Annotated in this window: 20 protein-coding genes; all 20 read left to right on the forward strand. The window is 64.3% G+C overall.

The genetic code is table 11. The annotated features are described in order from the left end of the window. A partial coding sequence (locus BHQ18_RS27055; protein ID WP_234794333.1) for an aromatic-ring-hydroxylating dioxygenase subunit beta occupies positions 1–191 on the forward strand: 191 nt, incomplete at its 5' end. 60 nt (positions 192–251) lie between these two features. Beyond that, positions 252–1,619: an aromatic ring-hydroxylating dioxygenase subunit alpha gene (locus tag BHQ18_RS27060; RefSeq protein WP_069416742.1), complete on the forward strand. Its 1,368-nt coding sequence runs from the start codon at positions 252–254 to the stop codon at positions 1,617–1,619. A 64-nt stretch (positions 1,620–1,683) separates the two neighbouring features. After that, positions 1,684–2,466: an SDR family NAD(P)-dependent oxidoreductase gene (locus tag BHQ18_RS27065; protein ID WP_069416775.1), complete on the forward strand. Its 783-nt coding sequence runs from the start codon at positions 1,684–1,686 to the stop codon at positions 2,464–2,466. A 57-nt stretch (positions 2,467–2,523) separates the two neighbouring features. Further along, the gene (locus BHQ18_RS27070) at positions 2,524–3,549 is read left to right on the forward strand and encodes a 2,3-butanediol dehydrogenase (protein WP_069416743.1); all 1,026 of its coding nucleotides are present in this window, start codon (positions 2,524–2,526) and stop codon (positions 3,547–3,549) included. A 14-nt stretch (positions 3,550–3,563) separates the two neighbouring features. Beyond that, entirely contained in the window at positions 3,564–4,649 is a 1,086-nt protein-coding gene (locus BHQ18_RS27075) for a beta propeller repeat protein (protein ID WP_069416744.1), read from the forward strand. Continuing rightward, complete coding sequence (locus BHQ18_RS27080; RefSeq protein WP_069416745.1) at positions 4,646–5,827, forward strand: aromatic ring-hydroxylating oxygenase subunit alpha; 1,182 nt, start codon at positions 4,646–4,648, stop codon at positions 5,825–5,827. The genes BHQ18_RS27075 and BHQ18_RS27080 overlap by 4 nt, the downstream gene beginning before the upstream one ends. A 41-nt stretch (positions 5,828–5,868) precedes the next feature. Then, a complete protein-coding gene (locus tag BHQ18_RS27085; RefSeq protein ID WP_234794334.1) occupies positions 5,869–6,318 on the forward strand; it encodes an aromatic-ring-hydroxylating dioxygenase subunit beta in 450 nt (149 codons plus the stop codon). 28 nt (positions 6,319–6,346) lie between these two features. Next, positions 6,347–6,745 carry an SCP2 sterol-binding domain-containing protein gene (locus BHQ18_RS27090; RefSeq protein WP_069416747.1) on the forward strand — a complete coding sequence of 133 codons (399 nt, stop codon included), beginning with the start codon at positions 6,347–6,349 and terminating at the stop codon, positions 6,743–6,745. Position 6,746: 1 nt separating this feature from the next. Beyond that, positions 6,747–7,265, forward strand: a complete 519-nt coding sequence (locus tag BHQ18_RS27095; RefSeq protein ID WP_069416748.1) for a dioxygenase family protein — start codon at positions 6,747–6,749, stop codon at positions 7,263–7,265. Between the two features lie 151 nt (positions 7,266–7,416). After that, positions 7,417–8,226, forward strand: coding sequence for an MlaE family ABC transporter permease (locus BHQ18_RS27100; protein ID WP_069416749.1), 810 nt, complete (start codon positions 7,417–7,419; stop codon positions 8,224–8,226). Continuing rightward, a complete protein-coding gene (locus BHQ18_RS27105) occupies positions 8,223–9,080 on the forward strand; it encodes an ABC transporter permease (protein WP_069416750.1) in 858 nt (285 codons plus the stop codon). The genes BHQ18_RS27100 and BHQ18_RS27105 overlap by 4 nt, the downstream gene beginning before the upstream one ends. Before the next feature lie 5 nt (positions 9,081–9,085). Beyond that, a complete protein-coding gene (locus BHQ18_RS27110; RefSeq protein WP_069416751.1) occupies positions 9,086–10,432 on the forward strand; it encodes an MCE family protein in 1,347 nt (448 codons plus the stop codon). A 57-nt stretch (positions 10,433–10,489) separates the two neighbouring features. Then, complete coding sequence (locus BHQ18_RS27115; protein WP_069416752.1) at positions 10,490–11,518, forward strand: MCE family protein; 1,029 nt, start codon at positions 10,490–10,492, stop codon at positions 11,516–11,518. After that, the gene (locus BHQ18_RS27120) at positions 11,515–12,843 is read left to right on the forward strand and encodes an MCE family protein (RefSeq protein ID WP_069416753.1); all 1,329 of its coding nucleotides are present in this window, start codon (positions 11,515–11,517) and stop codon (positions 12,841–12,843) included. Before BHQ18_RS27115 ends, BHQ18_RS27120 begins: the two co-directional genes overlap by 4 nt. After that, on the forward strand, positions 12,840–14,180 hold the full coding sequence (locus BHQ18_RS27125) for an MCE family protein (RefSeq protein ID WP_069416754.1): 1,341 nt from the start codon (positions 12,840–12,842) through the stop codon (positions 14,178–14,180). Before BHQ18_RS27120 ends, BHQ18_RS27125 begins: the two co-directional genes overlap by 4 nt. Continuing rightward, entirely contained in the window at positions 14,177–15,316 is a 1,140-nt protein-coding gene (locus tag BHQ18_RS27130; RefSeq protein ID WP_069416755.1) for an MCE family protein, read from the forward strand. Before BHQ18_RS27125 ends, BHQ18_RS27130 begins: the two co-directional genes overlap by 4 nt. After that, positions 15,316–16,770 (forward strand): MCE family protein, encoded by a 1,455-nt coding sequence (locus tag BHQ18_RS27135; RefSeq protein ID WP_069416756.1) that lies wholly within the window; start codon positions 15,316–15,318, stop codon positions 16,768–16,770. Before BHQ18_RS27130 ends, BHQ18_RS27135 begins: the two co-directional genes overlap by 1 nt. After that, complete coding sequence (locus BHQ18_RS27140) at positions 16,767–17,432, forward strand: Rv1363c family protein (RefSeq protein WP_069416757.1); 666 nt, start codon at positions 16,767–16,769, stop codon at positions 17,430–17,432. The genes BHQ18_RS27135 and BHQ18_RS27140 overlap by 4 nt, the downstream gene beginning before the upstream one ends. Continuing rightward, complete coding sequence (locus tag BHQ18_RS27145) at positions 17,429–18,088, forward strand: hypothetical protein (RefSeq protein ID WP_069416758.1); 660 nt, start codon at positions 17,429–17,431, stop codon at positions 18,086–18,088. The genes BHQ18_RS27140 and BHQ18_RS27145 overlap by 4 nt, the downstream gene beginning before the upstream one ends. 87 nt (positions 18,089–18,175) lie before the next feature. After that, complete coding sequence (locus tag BHQ18_RS27150) at positions 18,176–19,300, forward strand: epoxide hydrolase family protein (RefSeq protein WP_069416776.1); 1,125 nt, start codon at positions 18,176–18,178, stop codon at positions 19,298–19,300. The last annotated feature ends 135 nt before the right edge of the window (positions 19,301–19,435 follow it).

The following is a 19,435-nucleotide window of genomic DNA, read 5'->3' on the forward strand; positions in this document are numbered from 1 at the left end:
CTGATGAGTTGACCGTGCGCTCGAATCTCTTGTTCTTCCGCAGCCGCGGAGACAGCGGCCGCTGGGAGTTGCTGTCGGCCGAACGGGTCGACGTGTTGCGCCGGACCGACGATTCGCTGCGGCTCGCTCGGCGCGAGGTGTTGCTCGACCACTCGACGTTGCCTATCGACAACCTGTCGGTAGTCCTGTAGGGCCAGCTCCGTTCACCACCTCCGCGTGGATATCGCCGATTCCAGAAAGGGCCCAACCATATGACCACCGAAACAACCGGAACAGCTGACGCGACCGATCCCTACCTGCGGCGCGCGTTGCGGGAGGTAGCGGACGGGCTCAAGGTCGGGCGCTTACCGGCCCGCGTCGTCAGCGATCCCGCGCTACACACGATCGAGATGGAGCGGATCTTCGGGCGCGCCTGGGTGTTTCTCGGACACGAGTCGGAGTTGGCCAAGTCCGGCGACTTCGTCGTGCGGCACATCGGGGCCGATTCGGTGATCGTTTGCCGGGACAACTCCGGCCGCATCCAGGCGCTGTCCAATTCTTGTCGCCACCGTGGTGCGCTCGTGTGCCGCGCTGAGATGGGAAACACCGAGCACTTCCAATGCCCGTACCACGGCTGGGTGTACAGCAACACCGGAGAGCTCGTCGGCGTGCCGGCGATGAGGGAGGCCTATCCCGGCGGCTTCGACAAGTCGCAGTGGGGATTACGTCACATCCCCCATGTCGACTCGTACGCCGGATTCATCTTCGGCAGCGTCGATCCGAAGGCGCCGAGCCTGACCGACTACCTCGGCGACACGACCTTCTACCTCGACCTCATTGCGAAGAAGACAGCGGGCGGTCTGGAGGTGATAGGGGCACCGCATCGATGGGTGATGTCAGCGAACTGGAAGACAGCCGCCGACAATTTCGTCGGCGACTCCTACCACACCCTCTTTGCTCACCGCTCGATGGTCGAGCTAGGCATGGCGCCCGGTGATCCAAACTTCGCGAGCGCACCAGCGGAGATCTCGCTGCAGAACGGCCACGGCGTCGGCGTACTCGGCTTTCCGCCCACGCTCGCCGATTTTCCCGAGTACGAGGGATACCCCGACGAAGTCGTCGACCAGATGGCGACGTCCTACCCGTCGCCGGCACACAAGGACATGATGCGACGCTCAGCCTTTATTCACGGCACCGTGTTCCCGAATCTGTCGTTCATCAACGTGACCATCGCGCCGGACCACATGTCGCCCCCTACCCCCTTCATCACGTTCCGGGTATGGCATCCGCTCTCCCATGATCGGATGGAGATCCTCTCCTGGTTCCTGGTCGAACGCGATGCTCCGGAATGGTTGCGCGAAGCGTCCCAGGCGTCCTACGTCAACAACTTCGGCCCAGGCGGGGTTTTCGAACAGGACGACGCCGAGGCATGGAAGGCCATCACCGAATCTGTCCAGGGCCCGTTCGCCGGTGCAGGCCTGCTGAACTACGAAATGGGCATGGACTTGACTCCGCTCACCGACTGGCCAGGGCCGGGAGAGGCCCTCCCGAGCGGGTACGCCGAGCAGAATCAGCGGCGGTTTTGGGGGAGATGGCTGGAATACATGGGTCAGCCTCCCGCATTCGGCGGGCGTGCTTGATGAAGCTGCTGCCCAGGCTGTGCGCGAAATGCGCCCGTACAACGATCGGCGCCGCGTGAGTGCCATGACGGCGGGGGACCGCCGGGTCGCAATCGTCACCGCCGCCGCCGCGGGAATCGGAAAGGCGATCGCCCTGCGGTGGTGCCGCGAAGGTGGGTGCTGTGTCATGGCCGACACCGACGGCGAGGGCCTCGATGCCGCCGTGGCCGAATTGGCCGAGTCCGGCGCGGCGGTTTGCGGCGTCGCCGGCGACGTTTGCCTCAGCGAGGTTGCCGACAGTGTCGTCGAACGGGCGCTGACCGAGTTCGGGCGGCTCGACACACTGTTCAACGTCGTCGGCGGGAGCCTGGCCCGCAACGTGGAGGAGATCAGCGAGGAGCAGTGGCGCAGCCAGATCGACATGAACCTCGGCAGTGTCTTTCAGATGTCCAAACCCGTCATCCCACTCCTGCGCCAGGGTGGCGGCGGGTCGATCGTCAACGTCGCGTCGACGGCCGGGATCCTCGCCGAGAACAGGTGCTCCGCCTACAGCGCAAGCAAAGGCGGGGTCGTGCTGCTCACGAAGAACATGGCCCTCGACTTCGCCCGCGACAACATCCGCGTGAACGCGATCGCCCCCGGGGGCACCCGCACGCCGAGGATCGAACGGTTCCTGGCCGAGCACCCCGAACACGCCTCGATGATGGTGGACCTCTGCGCGATGCAGCGTTTCGCAGGACCAGACGAGATCGCGGCGCCGGCTGTGTTTCTTGCCTCGCCCGAGGCGTCCTACATCACCGGTGCCGTACTGCCGGTCGACGGAGGCATGACCGCCGGCGTCACTTTCCGGGCGTTCGAGGCGGTATGAGCATGATCCCCAACCGCTGGAATCGGCACCGGACCCACGAAAGCATCGCGAGCTGAGATGGAAGCGATCGTTCTCAACGGCACCAACGACGTCCGTCTGACGTCGGTGCCAGACCCGGCGCCGCAGGACGGTGAGGTCATCATCGAAGTGGCGGCGACAGGACTGTGTGGAACTGACCTCCACGAGTATGTCGCGGGGCCCACCTTCTCGCAGCCGCCGGTGGTGCTCGGTCACGAGGTCTCGGGCCGGATCGTGGAGGTCGGAGCGGGCGTCGACCAATCCCGCATCGGGGAGGGCGCCGCGGTGATCCCGATGGATTTCTGCGGGAGCTGCCACTACTGCCACCGGTCGCTCTACCACCTGTGCCAGCGCCCAGGATGGATCGGCTTCACCCGAAACGGAGGCCTCGCGAACTACGTCGCAGTGCCCTCTCGGCTCGCAGTCCGAGTGCCGGACGTGGTGGACCTCGAGGAGGCGGCGCTGACCGAGCCGACGGCGGTGGCGTTCCACGCGGTGCGGCGAGCGGAACTGCTCCTCGGCGAAACGGTGATGGTCCTCGGTGCCGGGGCACTCGGGCTCACCGTGATCCAGTGTGCACGCGCGGCCGGAGCTGCGCGAATCTTCGTCACGGAACCAAGCGGCGTGCGGGCCAGCCTGGCGCGCGACCTCGGCGCCACGTTGGTGCTCGATCCGCATGACCCCGGGACCACCGCGTGCATCCTGGAGGAGACCCGCGGCGTAGGGGTGGACGTGGTCTTCCATGTGGCGGGCAGCGCGGAGGCGTTCACACAGGGCCTGGACTGCCTCCGCAAACAGGGCCGTTTCATGGAGATGTCGTCGTGGGCCGGCGCGGCCTCGCTCGATGTCAACCGCCATCTGCTCAAGGAGATTCAGCTCCGGATGGTTTTCGGTTACGACATGTTCGACGATTTCCCGGCCGTTCTCGCCCTGATCGCCGACGGAAAACTCGCGCTCGCGCCGCAAATCACCGCTCGAGTCCCGCTGGACCGCGCCGTCAAGGAGGGATTGGGCGGGCTATTGGAGGGCCGGGAGGGTCTGGTCAAGGTGCTGGTGAAGCCGTGAGTGAGGGAGGCTTGATGGTCGTTGCCGCGACAAGCCGCGGTGTATTCACCGTGTCCGGCGACGGCAAGGCCCGGGCCTGGCCCGAGTTGCCGGGGCAGGTCATGGCCATGGCTGTCCAGGACGAGCGCGTCGCCGTCGCCGTCCACAAGCACGGCGTGTTTCTGGCCACCGCGGGCGCAGACCACTGGACTGACCTCGGCGATGGCCTCGCCCACCGCGACGTGCGCGCGCTGGCGTTCGACCCGCACACGCCCAACGCGCTCTACGCCGGAACAGAACCAGCGCACTTGCTGCGGTGGCAAGACGGGATCTGGGCCGAGTGTGGAAACGTCCTCGGCGTACCCGAAGCGAAAAGGTGGAGCTTCCCCATCCGCCCGGGAATCGCGCACGTCCGTACCATCGCCGTGCACCCACTAGAAGCTGACGTCGTCTACGTCGGCATTGAAGTTGGATCCCTCCTGATCACCCGGGACCGGGGACAGACGTGGGAGGAGATCGATGGCCTCGGTCACGACATCCACCGCGTGGTCCTGCACCCGGAAGCTCCCGACCGGCTCATCGTCACCACCGGCCAGGACACCAAGCCTTACCGCGGCGGCAAGGGCATTTACCGCAGCACCGACCGCGGATCGAGTTGGGTGCAGTCCAACAACGGACTTGGCGAGCGCAACTACACCGAAGACGCGATCGTGGTGCATCCTGCCGACCCCGACGTGGTGTTCCTCGCCGCCGCCGACGGCATCCCACCGAAGTGGGCCGCAGTGCGCCGGCTGGTGATGGGCGTGCTCAGCGGCAACGTCTATTTCTTGTCGCCGTCCAAACTGCGCCGACGCCGCGGCGCCGACGTGGGATTCTTCCGCAGCAACGACGGTGGCGCCTCCTGGGTACGGCTGGATACCGAGGACGACCGCGGCCTGTTCGACATGGTCTGGGCGCTGGAGGGCGAGCTCACTGATGGCGGCGAGCTGCTGCTGTACCACGGCACCACGGCGGGTGGGCTTTACGTGTCGGAAGACGAGGGCCACACCTGGAAGTGCCTGGCCGACGGCCTGGGCGCGATCACCCACATCGCGACGCCGAAGAAGGGAACAGCGCAGTGAAGCACGGACCGACGCTGGAGTTCGACCACGTACAGCCGGCGATCCGGAAACGGTTCACCTCTGCCGCGGACATCCCCAAGGAGGTGTTCAGCGACCCCGACGTCTACCGGGAAGAGCTCACCCGCATCTTCTATGGCCCCTACTGGCATCCGATCGCGCACCGGGCCGAGCTGGCCAAGCGCAACGCCTTCCGGACGAGATGGCTGGCCGACGTGCCGCTGCTGATGGTGAGGGACGGCGATGACCGCATCCGCGTGTTCGTCAACTCCTGCGCCCATCGGGGAACGCTACTGGAACAGCGCCGGTGCGGGGTGGCGGAGCGATTCGAGTGTCCGTATCACCGGTGGCTCTTCAACAATGACGGCCGTTTCGCCGGCGCGCCCCGCCGCATGCAGTTTCGCCCGGACTTTCGCGAGGAGGACTACGGCCTCCGGGAGCTGCACGCAGTCGAGGCGTGGGGTTTGATCTTCGTCAGCATGGCTGAGCAGCCGCCGCCGTTCGACGATTATCTCGGCGATAGCGCGGATCCGTTGCGCGACTGCATGGTCGATGACGGGAACTTGACGTTGCTGGGCTACCAGACGGTGGTGTTTCAGAGTAATTGGAAAACCTACATCGACAACGATCCCTATCACGCGCCGCTGCTGCACAGCGCATTCAAACTGCTCAACTGGCAGGGCGGCAGCGGAAACGTCTTGGTCAGCAAGCCCTATGGGCACATGTCGATTCTGTACGATGCGCAACCCTACGTGGACAACGGTTTCCTGGCTGACCCGAGTGTGGTCACGCGGATGGGGGATGACAGCCGAGCCCGCGTGATTGCGTTACGGCCGGTTACCGGGATCGTGCGTCACGTCGACACAATCAACATCCGGTACGCCCGCCCGCTGGGGGTTGATCGAACCGAGGTGCGATACACGTTCTTCGGCCATGCCAGTGACACCGAGGACTTCGCACGCCACCGAGTCCGCCAGTCGTCAAACCTGCTGGGGCCGAGCGGCTTCATCAGTATCGAGGACGCCGCCGTCTACAACCGCGTGCAGGCGACCGCGCGTGACGGCGGCTATCAGCGCTTTGTCGCCGGCGTCGGCCGACCATTGTCGGAGTCGTCGCAGAACGACGAGGTCGCCAATACCGGCTGGTGGGCGCACTACCAGGAGGTGATGGAGTTTTGCTGACATCGAGCGTCGAAGATCGGCGGGCACGTGCCGCGTACCTGGTGGACGAACTGCTGGCAGCCTACGCCCGCGCAGTCGACGATCAAGACTTCACCGCGTGGCTTGCCCTGTTCGCGCCGGAATGTGCCTACGAGGTGCGCGCGATGGAGAACGTCCGTGAGGGGCTGCCGCTGGCGTACATGATGGACGATTGCCGAGAACGGCTGGCCGACCGCGTGAAGATGATCCAGGAGGTCTGGGCGGGCACGGTTGAACCCTACGACACCCGCCACTTTCAGCAGCGTGTGGCGATGCGTGAGCTCGGCGAAGACCGCTGGGACGTACGGTCCAACGTCCTCGTCACCTACACCGGCGCCTCCGGCGAGCCCGGGATCTTGGTCAGCGGCTACAGCGAAGACGTCGTCGTCTTCGACGGTGAAACCGCGCTGTTTCAGCAGAAATTCGTGGTGGTGGACAACACTCCGCCGCGCTATCTGGTGTACCCCGTTTGACTCGTCGACCGAAAGAGAGGATTCGATAATGAGTGCCGTTGCGTTGATGTCGCCCGAGTGGGCACGCGCGTACCGCGACCTGTGGAACGACTCGGCCGAGATCCGGCAGGGCGCCAAAGAGTTGAGCATGCTCATCGAATGGCGAGTTCAGGACGCCAACGACCAGGTCTCACAGTTGGCGATCACCGAAGGTGAGGCCGTCTACGGCGGGGTGCAGATCGAAGGGCGAAAGCCTGACTTCGTTCTGACTGCCACCGCGAGCGTCTGGCACCGGGTCGCGGATGGCGAGCTCGGCATTGCGAACGCCATCTCAACGCGCAAGATCAAATTCGTCGGCCCGATCAAGGTGGCGATGGCCAACATGGCGGTGCTCGGCGCCGGACTCCGCCTCGTGGGCCAGGTCGACGGACTCGTCTGGGGAGATTGAGATGGCAGCTGTTTCACGGTGGCAGTGCGACCGGGCGGTCGGTGCGTCCGGGGCCATTCAGTTTCACGGGGTGATCACGGATGAAGATGGTCGACGAGTTCCTAACGTCCTGATCGAGACCTGGCATTCCGCGGGCGACGACAACAACGCGGCGACGAAGATCGGACGGCTGCGGTGCGACGGCCGGAACTACACCCTCCCGAAGAGCGTCATCACCGACCAACAGGGTCGTTACAGCATGAGAATGGTGCCGCCTCGAGCACCCGAGCACGGAACAGCGCCGTTCATTGCGGTGTCAGTACATGCCCGCGGGCTTCTCGATCGGCTGATCACCCGCGCCTACCTTCCAGGGTGCCATCTCGCCAAAGACTCCCTGCTCCGCCGCCTGCCCGCCGAGCGGCGGCAAGCCCTTATTGCCACCCGCGACGACATCGGACTGCGTTTCGACATCACGCTGCGGCCAGCAATTTACGTGACGGCTGAAATCTCTGATGAGCCGCTCCCGGAAGCAGCGAAATGACCGTTTGGGGGGTCCCGCTGATCGGGCGATGCGGTCTCGCCGTACCTGCTGTCACGGACGCATTCTGGCGGTGCTGTTGGCGTCGGAGTGGCCGCGGCGACGCCGACTCCGGTCCCGGAGTCGCACCTCAGCAAGGTAATGGGGGCTTCGAGTGAAACGCTTTACGCTCCGTAACACGGTCGAAGCCTTCCCGACTGCGGCTGACGTCAAAGCGTTGAAACCGCTCAGCGTGATCGGCGGGCTCTACGCGATGACGCTGGACATGTTCGTCAGCATGGTGAAACCACCGTTCCAGGGGCGCGAGTATCTGCTTCAATGCTGGTTCGTGGCGCGGGTGTCCATGGTTCCCGCGCTGACGTTGTCGATTCCCCTCGTGGTCTTGACATCATTTACCTTCAACACGTTGCTCGGCGAATTCGGCGCCGCCGACTTCTCCGGTACCGGCGCAGCTTTGGGCGCGGTCAACCAGATCGGCCCCTTCGTCACCGTTCTCGTCGTCGCCGGTGCCGGCGCTTCGGCGATGTGCGCCGATCTGGGGTCGCGCACCATCCGCGAAGAAGTCGACGCGATGCGGGTCCTCGGCCTTGACCCGATCCACTCTCTCGTCGTCCCCAGGGTGCTGGCGACGACGACGGTCGCGGTGCTTCTGTCCGCCGTCGTGACCCTGACCGGCCTGGTGGGCGCTTTTCTGTTCTCGGTGTACTTCCAGCACGTGACACCCGGGTCCTTCGTCGCCAGCATGACGCTGCTCACCGGTCTCGGCGATGTCCTCGTGTCCCTCGTCAAGGCCACACTATTCGGTTTCGTGGCGGGTCTGATCGCCTGCTATCAGGGTTTGCGCGTGCAAAAAGGCGCGGCCGGCGTGGGTAACGCGGTCAACGAAACCGTTGTGATCGCGTTCTTGCTGCTGTTCGTCGTCAATGCCATCGTCACCGCGGTCGGATTCGAGGTCACGAAATGAGCACAAGCGCGGTCTTAAGGCAAAGATATCCCCGCAGTGCTCGCGTTTTGAGTCAGTGGAGGGCCGGGTGGAGAGAGCTTGGCGAGCAGGCCCGCTTCTACGGTCAGTCGATCAGCTCGACCGTGCAGGCGGCCACGACCTACCGTGCCGAGGTGCTACGCCAGATCGCCGCGATTGGTCTCGGCGCAGGATCCTTGGCGGTGGTGGGTGGCACAGTCGCTGTCGTCGCCTTCCTGAACTTGTCGACCAGCGCCGCTCTGGCGAGTCAGGCCTTCAACCAGATGTCGCAAGTCGGCGTGGAAGCGCTGGCCGGCTTCACGTCGGCGTTCGTCAACGTTCGGTTGGTCACCCCGGCCAGCTCGGCCTTCGCGTTCGCCGCCACGATCGGTGCTGGTACCACCGCGCAGCTCGGTGCGATGAAAATCAACGAGGAGGTCGACGCGCTCGCGGTGATGGGCATCCGGCCGATCGCCTACCTAGCCTCAACTCGTCTGCTCGCCGGCGTGATCGTGGTCGTCCCGCTGTACTGCGTGGCCTTGTTGATGTCGTTCTTCGCGGTGCGGGTCATCACCACCGCGTTCTATGGGCAGGGGTCCGGAGTGTTCGGCCATTACTTCGACACCTTTCTCAGTCCGCAAGCCGTGTTCTTCTCCTTCGCCGTCACGGTCGCCGCAGCGCTGGTGATCCTGCTGATCCACACGTACTACGGACTCAACGCCACTGGCGGTCCCGCCGGTGTGGGTGAGGCGGTCGGGCGCGCGACCCGGACGTCGCTGATCGCCTCGCAGATGGTGATTCTCTTGGTCACTCTGGCTCTCTACGGCCAGACCGGCACCTTCAACTACGCGGGGTGAGGCGCATGGCTGACGGTACGGGTGCTCGGCGGATCTCCCCCGGGTGGTGGGCGATGTTGCTGGTCACGGGCATCGTGGCGGCGGTGGTGCTGAGTCTGGCCATGTTCAACAGGACGTTCACCCCGACCGTGCCGGTGACCCTGACAGCGGACCGCTCGGGTCTGGTGCTGGAGCCCAACTCGCGGGTCAAGATGCGCGGGGTGCAGATCGGCCGCGTCAGCGCGGTCACCGGCGGGGATGCCCCGCGCATCCAGCTGGCCATCCACCCCGACCAGATCCGACACATCCCGGCCAACGTCGAGGCACGCATCCAATCCGTGTCCTTGTTCGGGGCGAAGTACGTCGACCTTGTCTACCCACCCGACCCCAGCCCGCAGCGGCTGTCCGCGGGAGCAGTATTGACATCACAGAACACCGCCACCGAGGTCAACACCGTGTTCCAAAATGTGGTGCAGCTGATCAAGACGATCGACCCGCTCAAGCTCAACGCCGTACTTAGCGCGCTCGCCGAAGGGGTGCGAGGACAAGGCGACAGGATCGGTGAAGCGATCACCGCGAGCAATCAAGTTCTACTTGAGCTGAATCCACGCACCGACACTGTGCGCGAGGACTTCCGCGCGCTCAAAGGTGTCAGCGACACTTACAGTGCGGCAGCCAAGGACATCATCGACACCGTAGCCGCGGCGACCACCACCAGCGCAACAATCACCAGCCACGCTCAGCAACTCGACACGCTGCTGCTCAACGTGGTGGGGCTATCCCGCAGCGGAATCGACCTGCTAGGCGCCAGCAAAGACAACCTGGTGAAAGCGGTCAACCTGCTGGAACCCACAACGAACTTGCTGATGAAGTACAACCCTATGCTCACCTGCTTGTTTGTTGGCGCCAAGACCACACTCGACAACGGCTATGCCGACATGCTCGGCGGAAACGGCAAGTCTCTCATCATGGACGCTGCGCTGCTGCTGGGAGACGATCCATACCGTTATCCGGACCATCGGCCCATCAACGCCGCTAAGGGCGGGGAAGGTGGTAAGCCCAGCTGCGGCTCGCTGCCCGACGTCGCCCAGGACTTCCCGGTGCGCCAGCTGATCGCCAATACCGGGTTCGGCACCGGACTAGATTGGCGACCCAATCCCGGCATCGGCTTCCCCGGGTACGCCAACTATTTCCCGGTGACTCGGGCGGTCCCCGAACCGCCGAGCATCCGTTACCCGGGCGGCCCAGCACCCGGACCGATGCCCTACCCCGGTGCACCGCCCTACGGCGCTCCCCAGTATGGCCCCGACGGAACGCCCCTCTATCCCGGTGTCCCGGTCCCGCCACCGCCCTCCGCAGGACCCACACCGTGACCGCCGGCCGCGCAGATCGTCGAAAAATACCTGTAAACGTCGGAGGGGAGCATCGCCGTGACCAATAAGATGTCGGCCGTCTTGTGGCGCCTCGGAATCTTCGTCGTCGTGTGCGCTCTGGGTGCCTTCGCCCTCATCGCCGTCTTCGCGCAGCTGCGCTTCGAGCGCGAACAGCGCTACACCGCTGTGTTCGCGAATGTCAGCGGACTGACGAGCGGCGACTTTGTCCGCATCGCCGGTGTCGAGGTCGGCAAGGTCAGAACCCTCGCTGTCCGGGATGATTCCACCGTGGCGGTCGAGTTCGGGGCCGACGACTCGGTGGTACTCACCGACGGCAGCCGCGCTGTCATCAAATACGACAACCTGATCGGCGACCGTTACCTGGCGATCGAGGAAGGCGCGGGCGGAACCACGAAACTGCGGCCCGGCGACGCAATCCCGTTGGACCGCACCGCGCCGGCACTGGATCTCGACGCCGTGATCGGGGGCTTCCGGCCTCTGCTGAACGCGCTAGACCCCACCCAAGTCAACACCCTCACCAGCCAGCTCATCGCAGCCTTTCAGGGGCAAGGCGCCACGATCGGTTCCATACTGGCTCAGACCGCAGCGCTAACGAACACCCTGGCCGACCGGGACGAGCTCATCGGGCAAACCATCGTCAACTTGAACGTGGTGTTGGGATCGCTGGCCGGGCACAGCGACCAGTTCGGCAAGGCCATCGACTCACTGTCGCAGCTCGTGCACGGACTTCAAGCCCGTAAACAGGACATTAGCAACGGAGTGGCCTACGCCAACGAGGCCGCCCGCTCGATCGCCGACCTTCTCGCCCAAGCACGACCACCGCTGCAGAAAACGGTCCATGAAACCGATCGCACCGCGACCGCTGTGCTCGCCGATCGCGACTACTTCGACAACCTCCTGAACACCCTGCCCGACACATATCGGGTAATGCTCCGGCAAGGTCTCTACGGCAACTACTTCACCTTCTACCTGTGCGATCTGCTGCTGAAAGTCAATGGGAAGGGTGGGCAGCCGGTGTACATCAAACTGGTCGAACAATCCAGCGGTAGGTGCACGCCCCAATGAAGACCTTCAGCGAGCGCAACGTCATTGTCATCGGCGCCATCGGTGTCCTTCTCACCGCGGCTATCGTCGCTGGTGCGCTCAACTACAACAAGCTGCCGTTCGTTTCCTCCGGCAAGAGCTATTCGGCGTATTTCGACGAGGCCGGCGGACTGACCACCGGCGCTCCGGTGCGGGTGTCGGGGGCTCCCGCCGGCCAAGTGCAGAGCATCACCCTCGACGGGCAGTGGGTACTGGTCACGTTCACGGTAGCCGACGGCATCCGGCTGGGCGACCGTACCGAGGCTGCGGTCAAGACGACCAGTGTGCTCGGCAATAAGGTCCTCGACCTAACCAGCCGCGGCGCCGGGACGCTTGCGGGCACCATCCCCGTTGAGCGGACCACTTCGCCGTACCAGTTGCCGGACGCTATCGGAGACCTCACGACCACCATCAGCGGACTCGACACCGGCCAGCTGTCCGCTTCGCTGGCAGTGCTGTCCCAGACCCTCCAAGACACCCCCGACGATCTGCGGTTCGCCGTCGCCGGGATCGCCCGCTTCTCGGAAACCCTCAACCAGCGCGACGCCCAGCTGCGCGACTTACTGGCCAATGCCGCCAAGGCGACGACCGTCCTGGGCGAACGCAGCAACGACATCGTGCGGCTGATCTCCGACACCAACGCGGTGTTGGCGCAGCTGCGCACCCAAAGCGCAGCGCTCGACGAGATCTCGACCAGCATCTCCGCGGTAAGTCGCCAACTCGCGGGCTTCATCGCCGAGAACAAGACAACACTCAAACCCGCCCTCGAGAAACTAAACGGGGTTCTCGCGATCCTCGACAACCGGAAAGCTCAGATCCAAGAATCCATCAAGGGTCTGGCCGCCTACGCGATGCAGTTCGGCGAGACTATCGCAGCCGGCCCCTTCTTCAACGCCTACCTCGCCAACCTCGTGCCCGGACAGTTCATCCAACCGTTCGTCGATGCGGCGTTCTCCGATCTCGGTCTGGATCCCAACGTGCTCTTACCTTCTGAGCGCACCGACCCTCAGGTGGGCCAGCCCGGCACCCCGGCGCTGCCGATTCCGTATCCGAGGACCGGCCAAGGGGGCGACCCCAAACTGACTCTGCCCGACGCGATCACCGGAAACCCGGGTGATCCCCGCTACCCGTATCGCGAATCGGTACCGGCCCCTCCGCGAGGTGGTCCCCCACCAGGTCCGCCGGCACCGCCACCACCCGATCAGCAGGCCCCGCAGCCGCCGACCCCAAGCCCGGTCGTCGTGCCGGCGCCCGACGAAGTCGCGCCGGGACCAACAGATTCCTCGATCCCCCAAGGCAGACGATGACGAACTCTCGGACCAAACTCGGATTGGCAATCATTTTGGTCAGCCTCGTCGTGGGCGGCGCGATTGCGGTGACACGCGCGGCACACGAGCTCGATCGTGTTCACGTCGTCGCCTACTTCGACAACAGCAACGGTGTGTTCGTCGGCGACGACGTCCGCATCAAGGGCGTCCGCGTCGGCAGGATCGAGGCCATCGAACCGCAACCCACACAGGTCAGAATCACCTTCTGGTTCGACGCGAAATACCCGGTGCCCGCCGACGCCAAAGCCGTGATCTTATCCCCGACACTGGTCACGTCCCGCGCCATCCAATTAACCCCGGGCTACACTGGTGGCCCGACGCTGCAGAACAACGCGACCATCCCCCGGGCGCGCACCGCTGTTCCGGTGGAGTTCGACGAATTCCGCCAACAGCTCGAACGGCTGACCGCTTTGCTGCAGCCCACCGAGCCGGGCGAAGTGAGCACGCTGGGCTCCCTGGTGAACACCGCCGCCGACAACTTGCGCGGTCAGGGTCCGGCGATCCGCGACGCCATCATCAGGCTGTCCCAATCGGTGTCCGCGCTCGCCGATCACAGCCCGGACATCTTCACCAGCGTCAGAAACCTGTCGACACTGGTCTCGGCGCTGCAGGACAGCACCGTCCTGATACGTCAGCTGAATCAGAACCTTGCGTCGGTCACCGGGCTTTTGGCCAACGAGCCCACCGAAGTCGGGGACGCGGTGAAAAACCTCAATGACGTGGTGGGCGAGGTGACCGCGTTCGTCGCCGCAAACCGCGACACGATCGGCGCCACCTCGGACAAGTTGACGTCGGTTTCACAGGCGCTGACAGACAGCACCGACGACATCGAACAGCTGCTGCACATCGCGCCGACGACGCTGTCCAACGCCGCCAACCTCTACCAGCCCGCCCAGGGCACGCTCACCGGAGCTCTTAATGTCGCCAACTTCTCCGATCCGATCACCTTTTTGTGCGGCGCAGTGCAGGCCGCCTCGCGACTGAACAACGAGCAGTCGGCGAAATTATGTGTGCAGTACTTGGCGCCGATCATCAAGAACCGCCAATACAACTTCCCGCCGATCGGGGTCAACCCCTTCGTCGGTGCGACTGTTCGACCGAATGAAGTCACCTACAGCGAGGATTGGATGCGCCCGGACTACGTTCCGCCGCAGCCGACGCTGCCGGCCGCGACCGGCGCCGACCCGGACGCGCCGCCACCGCTTACCGGGCCAGCGCTGCCGGCCGAAGTGCCGATTCCCGGCCCGTCGAATCGGCAGACCGACCCAGCCGCCGGGTTGCCCGGCATGATGATTCCAATCGGGGGCGGCTCATGACATGCACGAGGCCTGCCCGCGCCGCCGCGGTGATCATGATCGCGCTGACCGTCGCCGGGCTGTCGGGATGCGGCTTTCGCGGGTTGAACTCCTTTCGGCTGCCCGGGACGCAAGGCCACGGGCAGGGCTCCTACACGATTCAGGCCGAAATGCCCGATGTCGAAACCCTTCAGCCGAACTCACGTGTCCGCGTGGGCGACGTCAATGTGGGCACCGTCACGAAGATCGAGCGTCGAGGCTGGCATGCGCTGCTCACACTCGCACTCAACGGCGACGTCGACCTTCCCGCCAACTCGACCGTGTCGTTGGGTCAAACCAGCCTGCTGGGCTCACTGCACATCGAGTTGGCACCCCCCACCGATGTTCGTCCCGCGGGAAAACTCCGGGCCGGTTCACTGATCCCGTTGACCTCAGCTGGGGCTTACCCGTCTACCGAACAGACCCTGGCGTCGGTATCCCTCCTGCTCAACGGTGGCGGAGTGGGGCAAGTACAGGACATCACCACCGCCCTCACGTCTGCGCTGGGAGGCCGCGAAGCCGACTTCCGCAGCCTGCTTACACAATTGGACACCTTCACCGCGAACGTCAACGGTCAAATCGGCGACATCATCGCAGCCACCCAGAGCCTCAACGATCTGGTCGCCCAGTTCGCGGCGCAAAAGCCGATCATCGACAAGGCCCTGGAAACAATCCCCGACGCGCTGGCGGTTATCAACGCCGAACGCGATCAGCTGGTGGAGGCGGTCGACCAGCTCGGCAAATTCAGCGCGCTGGCCGCCGACACGGTCAACCAGTCCCAAGAGTCGTTGATCCAGATCCTGAACGACATGGGACCGGTACTGGAATCACTGGCTAACGCCGGCCCGGCGCTGACCCGGTCCCTGAACCTGTTCACCACGATTCCGTTCGTGAAAGACAACCTGACCAAGTGGTGGCGCGGTGACTACGCCAACATCACCACGATCGTGGACCTGACTTTGAGTCGTATCGACGCGGGGCTGTTCACCGGTACCCGGTTCGAAGGGCACCTCACCGAACTGGAATTGCAGTGGGGCCGCACGATCGGGCAACTGCCCAGCCCCTACACCGCGCGAAACCCGTTGATCGTCCCCTACCGGCTGGATCAAGGACCGTAATGTACCTGAGCAAACGAGTCCGGCTGCAACTGGCCATCTTCGCCATGGTGACCGTGGTGGCCGGTGGAAGCATGGCCTTCGCCTATCTTCGGCTGCCAAGCCTGCTCTTCGGTGTCGGCCGCTACCAAGTCACCATGAAGCTTCAGGACGCAGCAAGCCTGTACCGCGACGCCAACGTCACCTACCGGGGCACAACGGTGGGCCGGGTCACAGACGTCCGCCTCAGCGACGCCGGGGTCGACGCCATGCTGTCGCTGCAATCGGACACCAAGATCCCAGCAGACCTCGATGCCCACGTGGGCAGCCAGACCGCGGTCGGCGAGTTGTTCGTCGACCTCGTGCCGCGAAGCGGTGACGGTGCGCCGCTGAAGAACGGCGACGTCATCCCGGCCGACCGCACCTCGGTGCCCCCCGACATCAACGCCTTGCTACGCGCGGTCAACACCGGTGTTCAGGCGATCCCCCGCGACAACCTCACGACGGTCATCGACGAGTCCTACACCGCTTTCGGCGGCCTGGGTCCCGACCTGGCCCGGCTGACCCGGGGCGCCACCACGCTGGCCATCGACACGCGCAACAACCTACCCGCCCTGACCACCCTCATCGACGACGCCAAACCCATCCTCGACACCCAAACCGAAACCTCCGATTCCATCCAGACCTGGGCGAGCAACCTCGCTCAAGTCACCAATCAGCTGCAGCTGCAGGATGAATCGGTGCAGGGCTTACTGGTCAACGGACCCCCCGCCGCAGACCAGGTACGTCAGCTCTTCGAACGGGTACAGCCCACCCTGCCCATCCTGCTGGCCAATCTGGTCAGCCTCGGGCAGGTGGCGCTGACCTATCAACCCAACCTCGAGCAGATCCTCGCCCTGTATCCGATCGAGATCGCCGGCCTCCAGGGTGCCGCGCTGGCCAACCGGAACACCAAACAGGACTACAAAGGCCTGTTCCTGTCGTTCAACCTGAACCTCAATGTGCCCCCGCCATGCAGAACGGGATACCTACCTGCCCAACAACAACGCGCACCGTCTGAAGTGGATTATCCACCGAAGCCGCCAGGTGACTTGTACTGTCGGATCCCGCAGGAGTCCGGCCTCACGAACGTCCGCGGGGCCCGCAACCTGCCGTGTGTGACTCGGCCGGGGAAGCGCGCGCCGACGGTGAAGATGTGCGAGAGCGACGAGAACTACGTACCGCTCAATGAGGGCACCAACTGGAAAGGTGATCCGAACGCGACGCTGTCCGGTCAGCCGGTTCCGCAGCCGCCGCCAGACCCGCCCCCCCCTGTGCCGGTGACCGCCCCGATTGCGGTCGCCGAGTACGACCCGAGCACCGGCAGCTACATCGGACCTGATGGCAAACAGTACAGGCAAGCGGATTTGGGCCAGAATGCTGCCGGGCAGCACACCTGGCAGGACATGCTGCTTCCGCCAAAGGACGGTGATCCGTGACCATCCACACCGCCGACGACCCCGCGGGCGACGATCCCACACCGTGCTCGCCTGCCCCTGATGACACCCTCGATGTCGGCACCGACAAGGGCGCTGGCGGTGCGGGCGCCGACAGCGAGGACACCGAAGTCGTCGACGGCAAACGCCAGCGGGACACCTCTCGCGCCTGGCGCAACCGAATGCCGCCGCAGCGACTGGCGCTTGTGATGGGATCGGTAGCAGCCGTGACGATGGGAGCACTGACCAGTTGGCTCGGCTTCCAGACCCACCAAGCGCATCAGGCCGCCGAACAACGTCAGCTATTCGTGCAGGTCGGACGGCAAGGCGCACTGAATCTGACCACGATCGACTGGCAGCACGCCGACGTCGATGTCAAGCGCATTCTCGACTCGGCTATCGGCACGTTCTACGACGAGTTCTCCCAGCGGTCACAGCCGTTCATCGACGTGGTCAACAAAGTAAAGTCGAAATCGGCGGGCACCATTACCGAGGCCGGCTTGGAATCGCATTCCCGTGACACGGCCCAGGTGCTGGTCGCGGTCAGCGTGAAGACCACTGTCGGCGATGGGCCAGAACAGGAACCCCGGTCATGGCGAATGCGCGTCACGGTGCAGAAAGTCGGCAACGATGCGAAGGTCGCCGACGTGGAGTTCGTGGTATGAGGAATTCACCAGCGAAAGTCGAGCCCGATGACGGCGACGCCGCCCACTCCGCCGGAGCCGACGACCAACCACCAACACCCGGGAAAACATCGAACAGCGCGTCGGGATGCGAGGCCGCCGTATCGCCAGAACGCTTGAACCGCAATGATATTGCCTCGACAGACAATCGTCGCGGCACTTTCGTGCGGATGCTCGGATTCTGGCTCTTGCCCTCTATCGCGTTGTTGCTCGCGCTGGGCGCGGCCTACTTCAAGTATCAAGAAGGGACCGCCGGTGACGAGGATCGCGCCCGCGTTGAAACCGTTCAGGTCGCCACCGAAGCTACGGTCGCGATGCTGTCCTACACACCCGAAACGGCAGCCGAGAAATTGAAGGCTGCGCGGGATCGACTGACGGGACCATTTCGCGGTTCATACACATCGTTGACGGAGGATGTCGTCATTCCTGGGGCACAGCAGCAACGAATCTCAGCCACCGCCAGGGTGTCAGCCGCCGCCTCCGTCTCCGTAAGCAAGAACCGTGCCATCGTCATGGTGTTCGTCGACCAAACCACCACTGTGGGCAAAGACGCGCCGACAGAGACCGACTCCGTAGTCCAGGTCAGCCTCGACAAGGTCGGATCCCACTGGTTGATATCGGGTTTCGAGCCGAAATGAGCACCATCCAAACTTCAGGGTCGGCTGGTGGCCCCCGAGTCCGCCGATAGCAGCGTGTGAGGAGTGACCTTGAGTGCCGTGCGCGCAGTGAGACCATTTAGCATCCACGTCGCCGATGACGTTCTCGACGATCTACGAACGCGTCTTTCGCGGACCCGTTGGCCGGAAGCCGAATGTGTACCGGACTGGACCCAGGGCATCCCGCTCGGGTACACCCGCGAACTGGCCGCCTATTGGGCCGACGGATACGACTGGCGGTCCCGTGAAGCCGCCCTCAACCGATTCGATCAGTTCGTCGTCGAAATCCACGGCGTGGACATCCATTTCATCCACCAGCGATCTCCGCACCAAGAGGCTTTTCCGCTGGTGATCACCCACGGCTGGCCCGGCTCGATCGTGGAGTTTCACAACGTGATCGAGCCGCTGACCAACCCGACTGCCCACGGGGGACGGGCCGAGGACGCCTTCCACGTGGTGTGCCCGGCGCTTCCGGGCTACGGCTTCTCCGGCAAGCCCACCAACGCCGGCTGGGGTGTCGGGAAGATCGCGCAGGCCTGGGAGACGCTCATGCTGCGCCTTGGCTACCAGCGCTACGGCGCCCAAGGCGGCGACTGGGGCGCAGCGATCACCACACAAATGGGCCGCAACCGCGGCCACTGCGCCGCCATCCATCTGAATATGCCGATCGCTTACCCTCCAGCGGACGGCATCACCGATCCGACCGAGGAAGAACAGCTGGCCCTGGCCGCCCTGACGACTTATCAGCGTTGGGAGACAGGCTATTCCGAGCAGCAGTCCACCCGGCCTCAGACCGTCGGCTACGGACTGGCCGATTCGCCGGTCGGCCAGATGGCCTGGATCGTCGAGAAATTCGCAGCGTGGATGGACTGCGACGGCCATCCCGAGAACGTGCTCAGCCGCGATGAGCTCCTCGACAACGTCATGATGTACTGGGCTACCAATAGTGGCTCCTCCTCGGCCCGGTTGTACTGGGAGAGCTTCAAGACCCTGGACGCGACAACTCGTGTGGAATTGCCCACTGGTATTGCTGCCTTCCCCAAGGAGGTCCTGCGCGCACCGCGAAGTTGGTGCGAACCGATCTACAACATCACCCATTGGACGACCATGCCGCGCGGCGGGCACTTCGCCGCTCTGGAACAACCGAGGCTCTTCGTCGACGACATCCGCGCATTCTTCGAATCCGTGCGGTGATGCGGCCAGCCGGCAGGCAACGAAGCTTTGGGAGCACGCTTTCGATGAGCTAAACTTTCTGTATTGCGGAGATATTATCTGCTAGAAAGAGGATGCCCGCTGACAAGCACGTGTCAACTATCAAGGAGGCGATGA

The organism is Mycolicibacterium flavescens, assembly GCF_001722335.1.
In the GTDB taxonomy this organism is placed as follows: Bacteria; Actinomycetota; Actinomycetes; order Mycobacteriales; family Mycobacteriaceae; genus Mycobacterium; species Mycobacterium flavescens.

Bases quoted from the DNA above. Each gene is read 5' to 3' on its own strand.
- BHQ18_RS27135 (WP_069416756.1), top strand. From the start codon at position 15,316: ATGTACCTGAGCAAACGAGTCCGGCTGCAACTGGCCATCTTCGCCATG.
- BHQ18_RS27105 (WP_069416750.1), top strand. From the start codon at position 8,223: ATGAGCACAAGCGCGGTCTTAAGGCAAAGATATCCCCGCAGTGCTCGC.
- BHQ18_RS27110 (WP_069416751.1), top strand. From the start codon at position 9,086: ATGGCTGACGGTACGGGTGCTCGGCGGATCTCCCCCGGGTGGTGGGCG.
- BHQ18_RS27130 (WP_069416755.1), top strand. From the start codon at position 14,177: ATGACATGCACGAGGCCTGCCCGCGCCGCCGCGGTGATCATGATCGCG.
- BHQ18_RS27070 (WP_069416743.1), top strand. From the start codon at position 2,524: ATGGAAGCGATCGTTCTCAACGGCACCAACGACGTCCGTCTGACGTCG.
- BHQ18_RS27075 (WP_069416744.1), top strand. From the start codon at position 3,564: ATGGTCGTTGCCGCGACAAGCCGCGGTGTATTCACCGTGTCCGGCGAC.
- BHQ18_RS27090 (WP_069416747.1), top strand. From the start codon at position 6,347: ATGAGTGCCGTTGCGTTGATGTCGCCCGAGTGGGCACGCGCGTACCGC.
- BHQ18_RS27065 (WP_069416775.1), top strand. From the start codon at position 1,684: ATGACGGCGGGGGACCGCCGGGTCGCAATCGTCACCGCCGCCGCCGCG.
- BHQ18_RS27095 (WP_069416748.1), top strand. From the start codon at position 6,747: ATGGCAGCTGTTTCACGGTGGCAGTGCGACCGGGCGGTCGGTGCGTCC.
- BHQ18_RS27060 (WP_069416742.1), top strand. From the start codon at position 252: ATGACCACCGAAACAACCGGAACAGCTGACGCGACCGATCCCTACCTG.
- BHQ18_RS27120 (WP_069416753.1), top strand. From the start codon at position 11,515: ATGAAGACCTTCAGCGAGCGCAACGTCATTGTCATCGGCGCCATCGGT.
- BHQ18_RS27125 (WP_069416754.1), top strand. From the start codon at position 12,840: ATGACGAACTCTCGGACCAAACTCGGATTGGCAATCATTTTGGTCAGC.
- BHQ18_RS27145 (WP_069416758.1), top strand. From the start codon at position 17,429: ATGAGGAATTCACCAGCGAAAGTCGAGCCCGATGACGGCGACGCCGCC.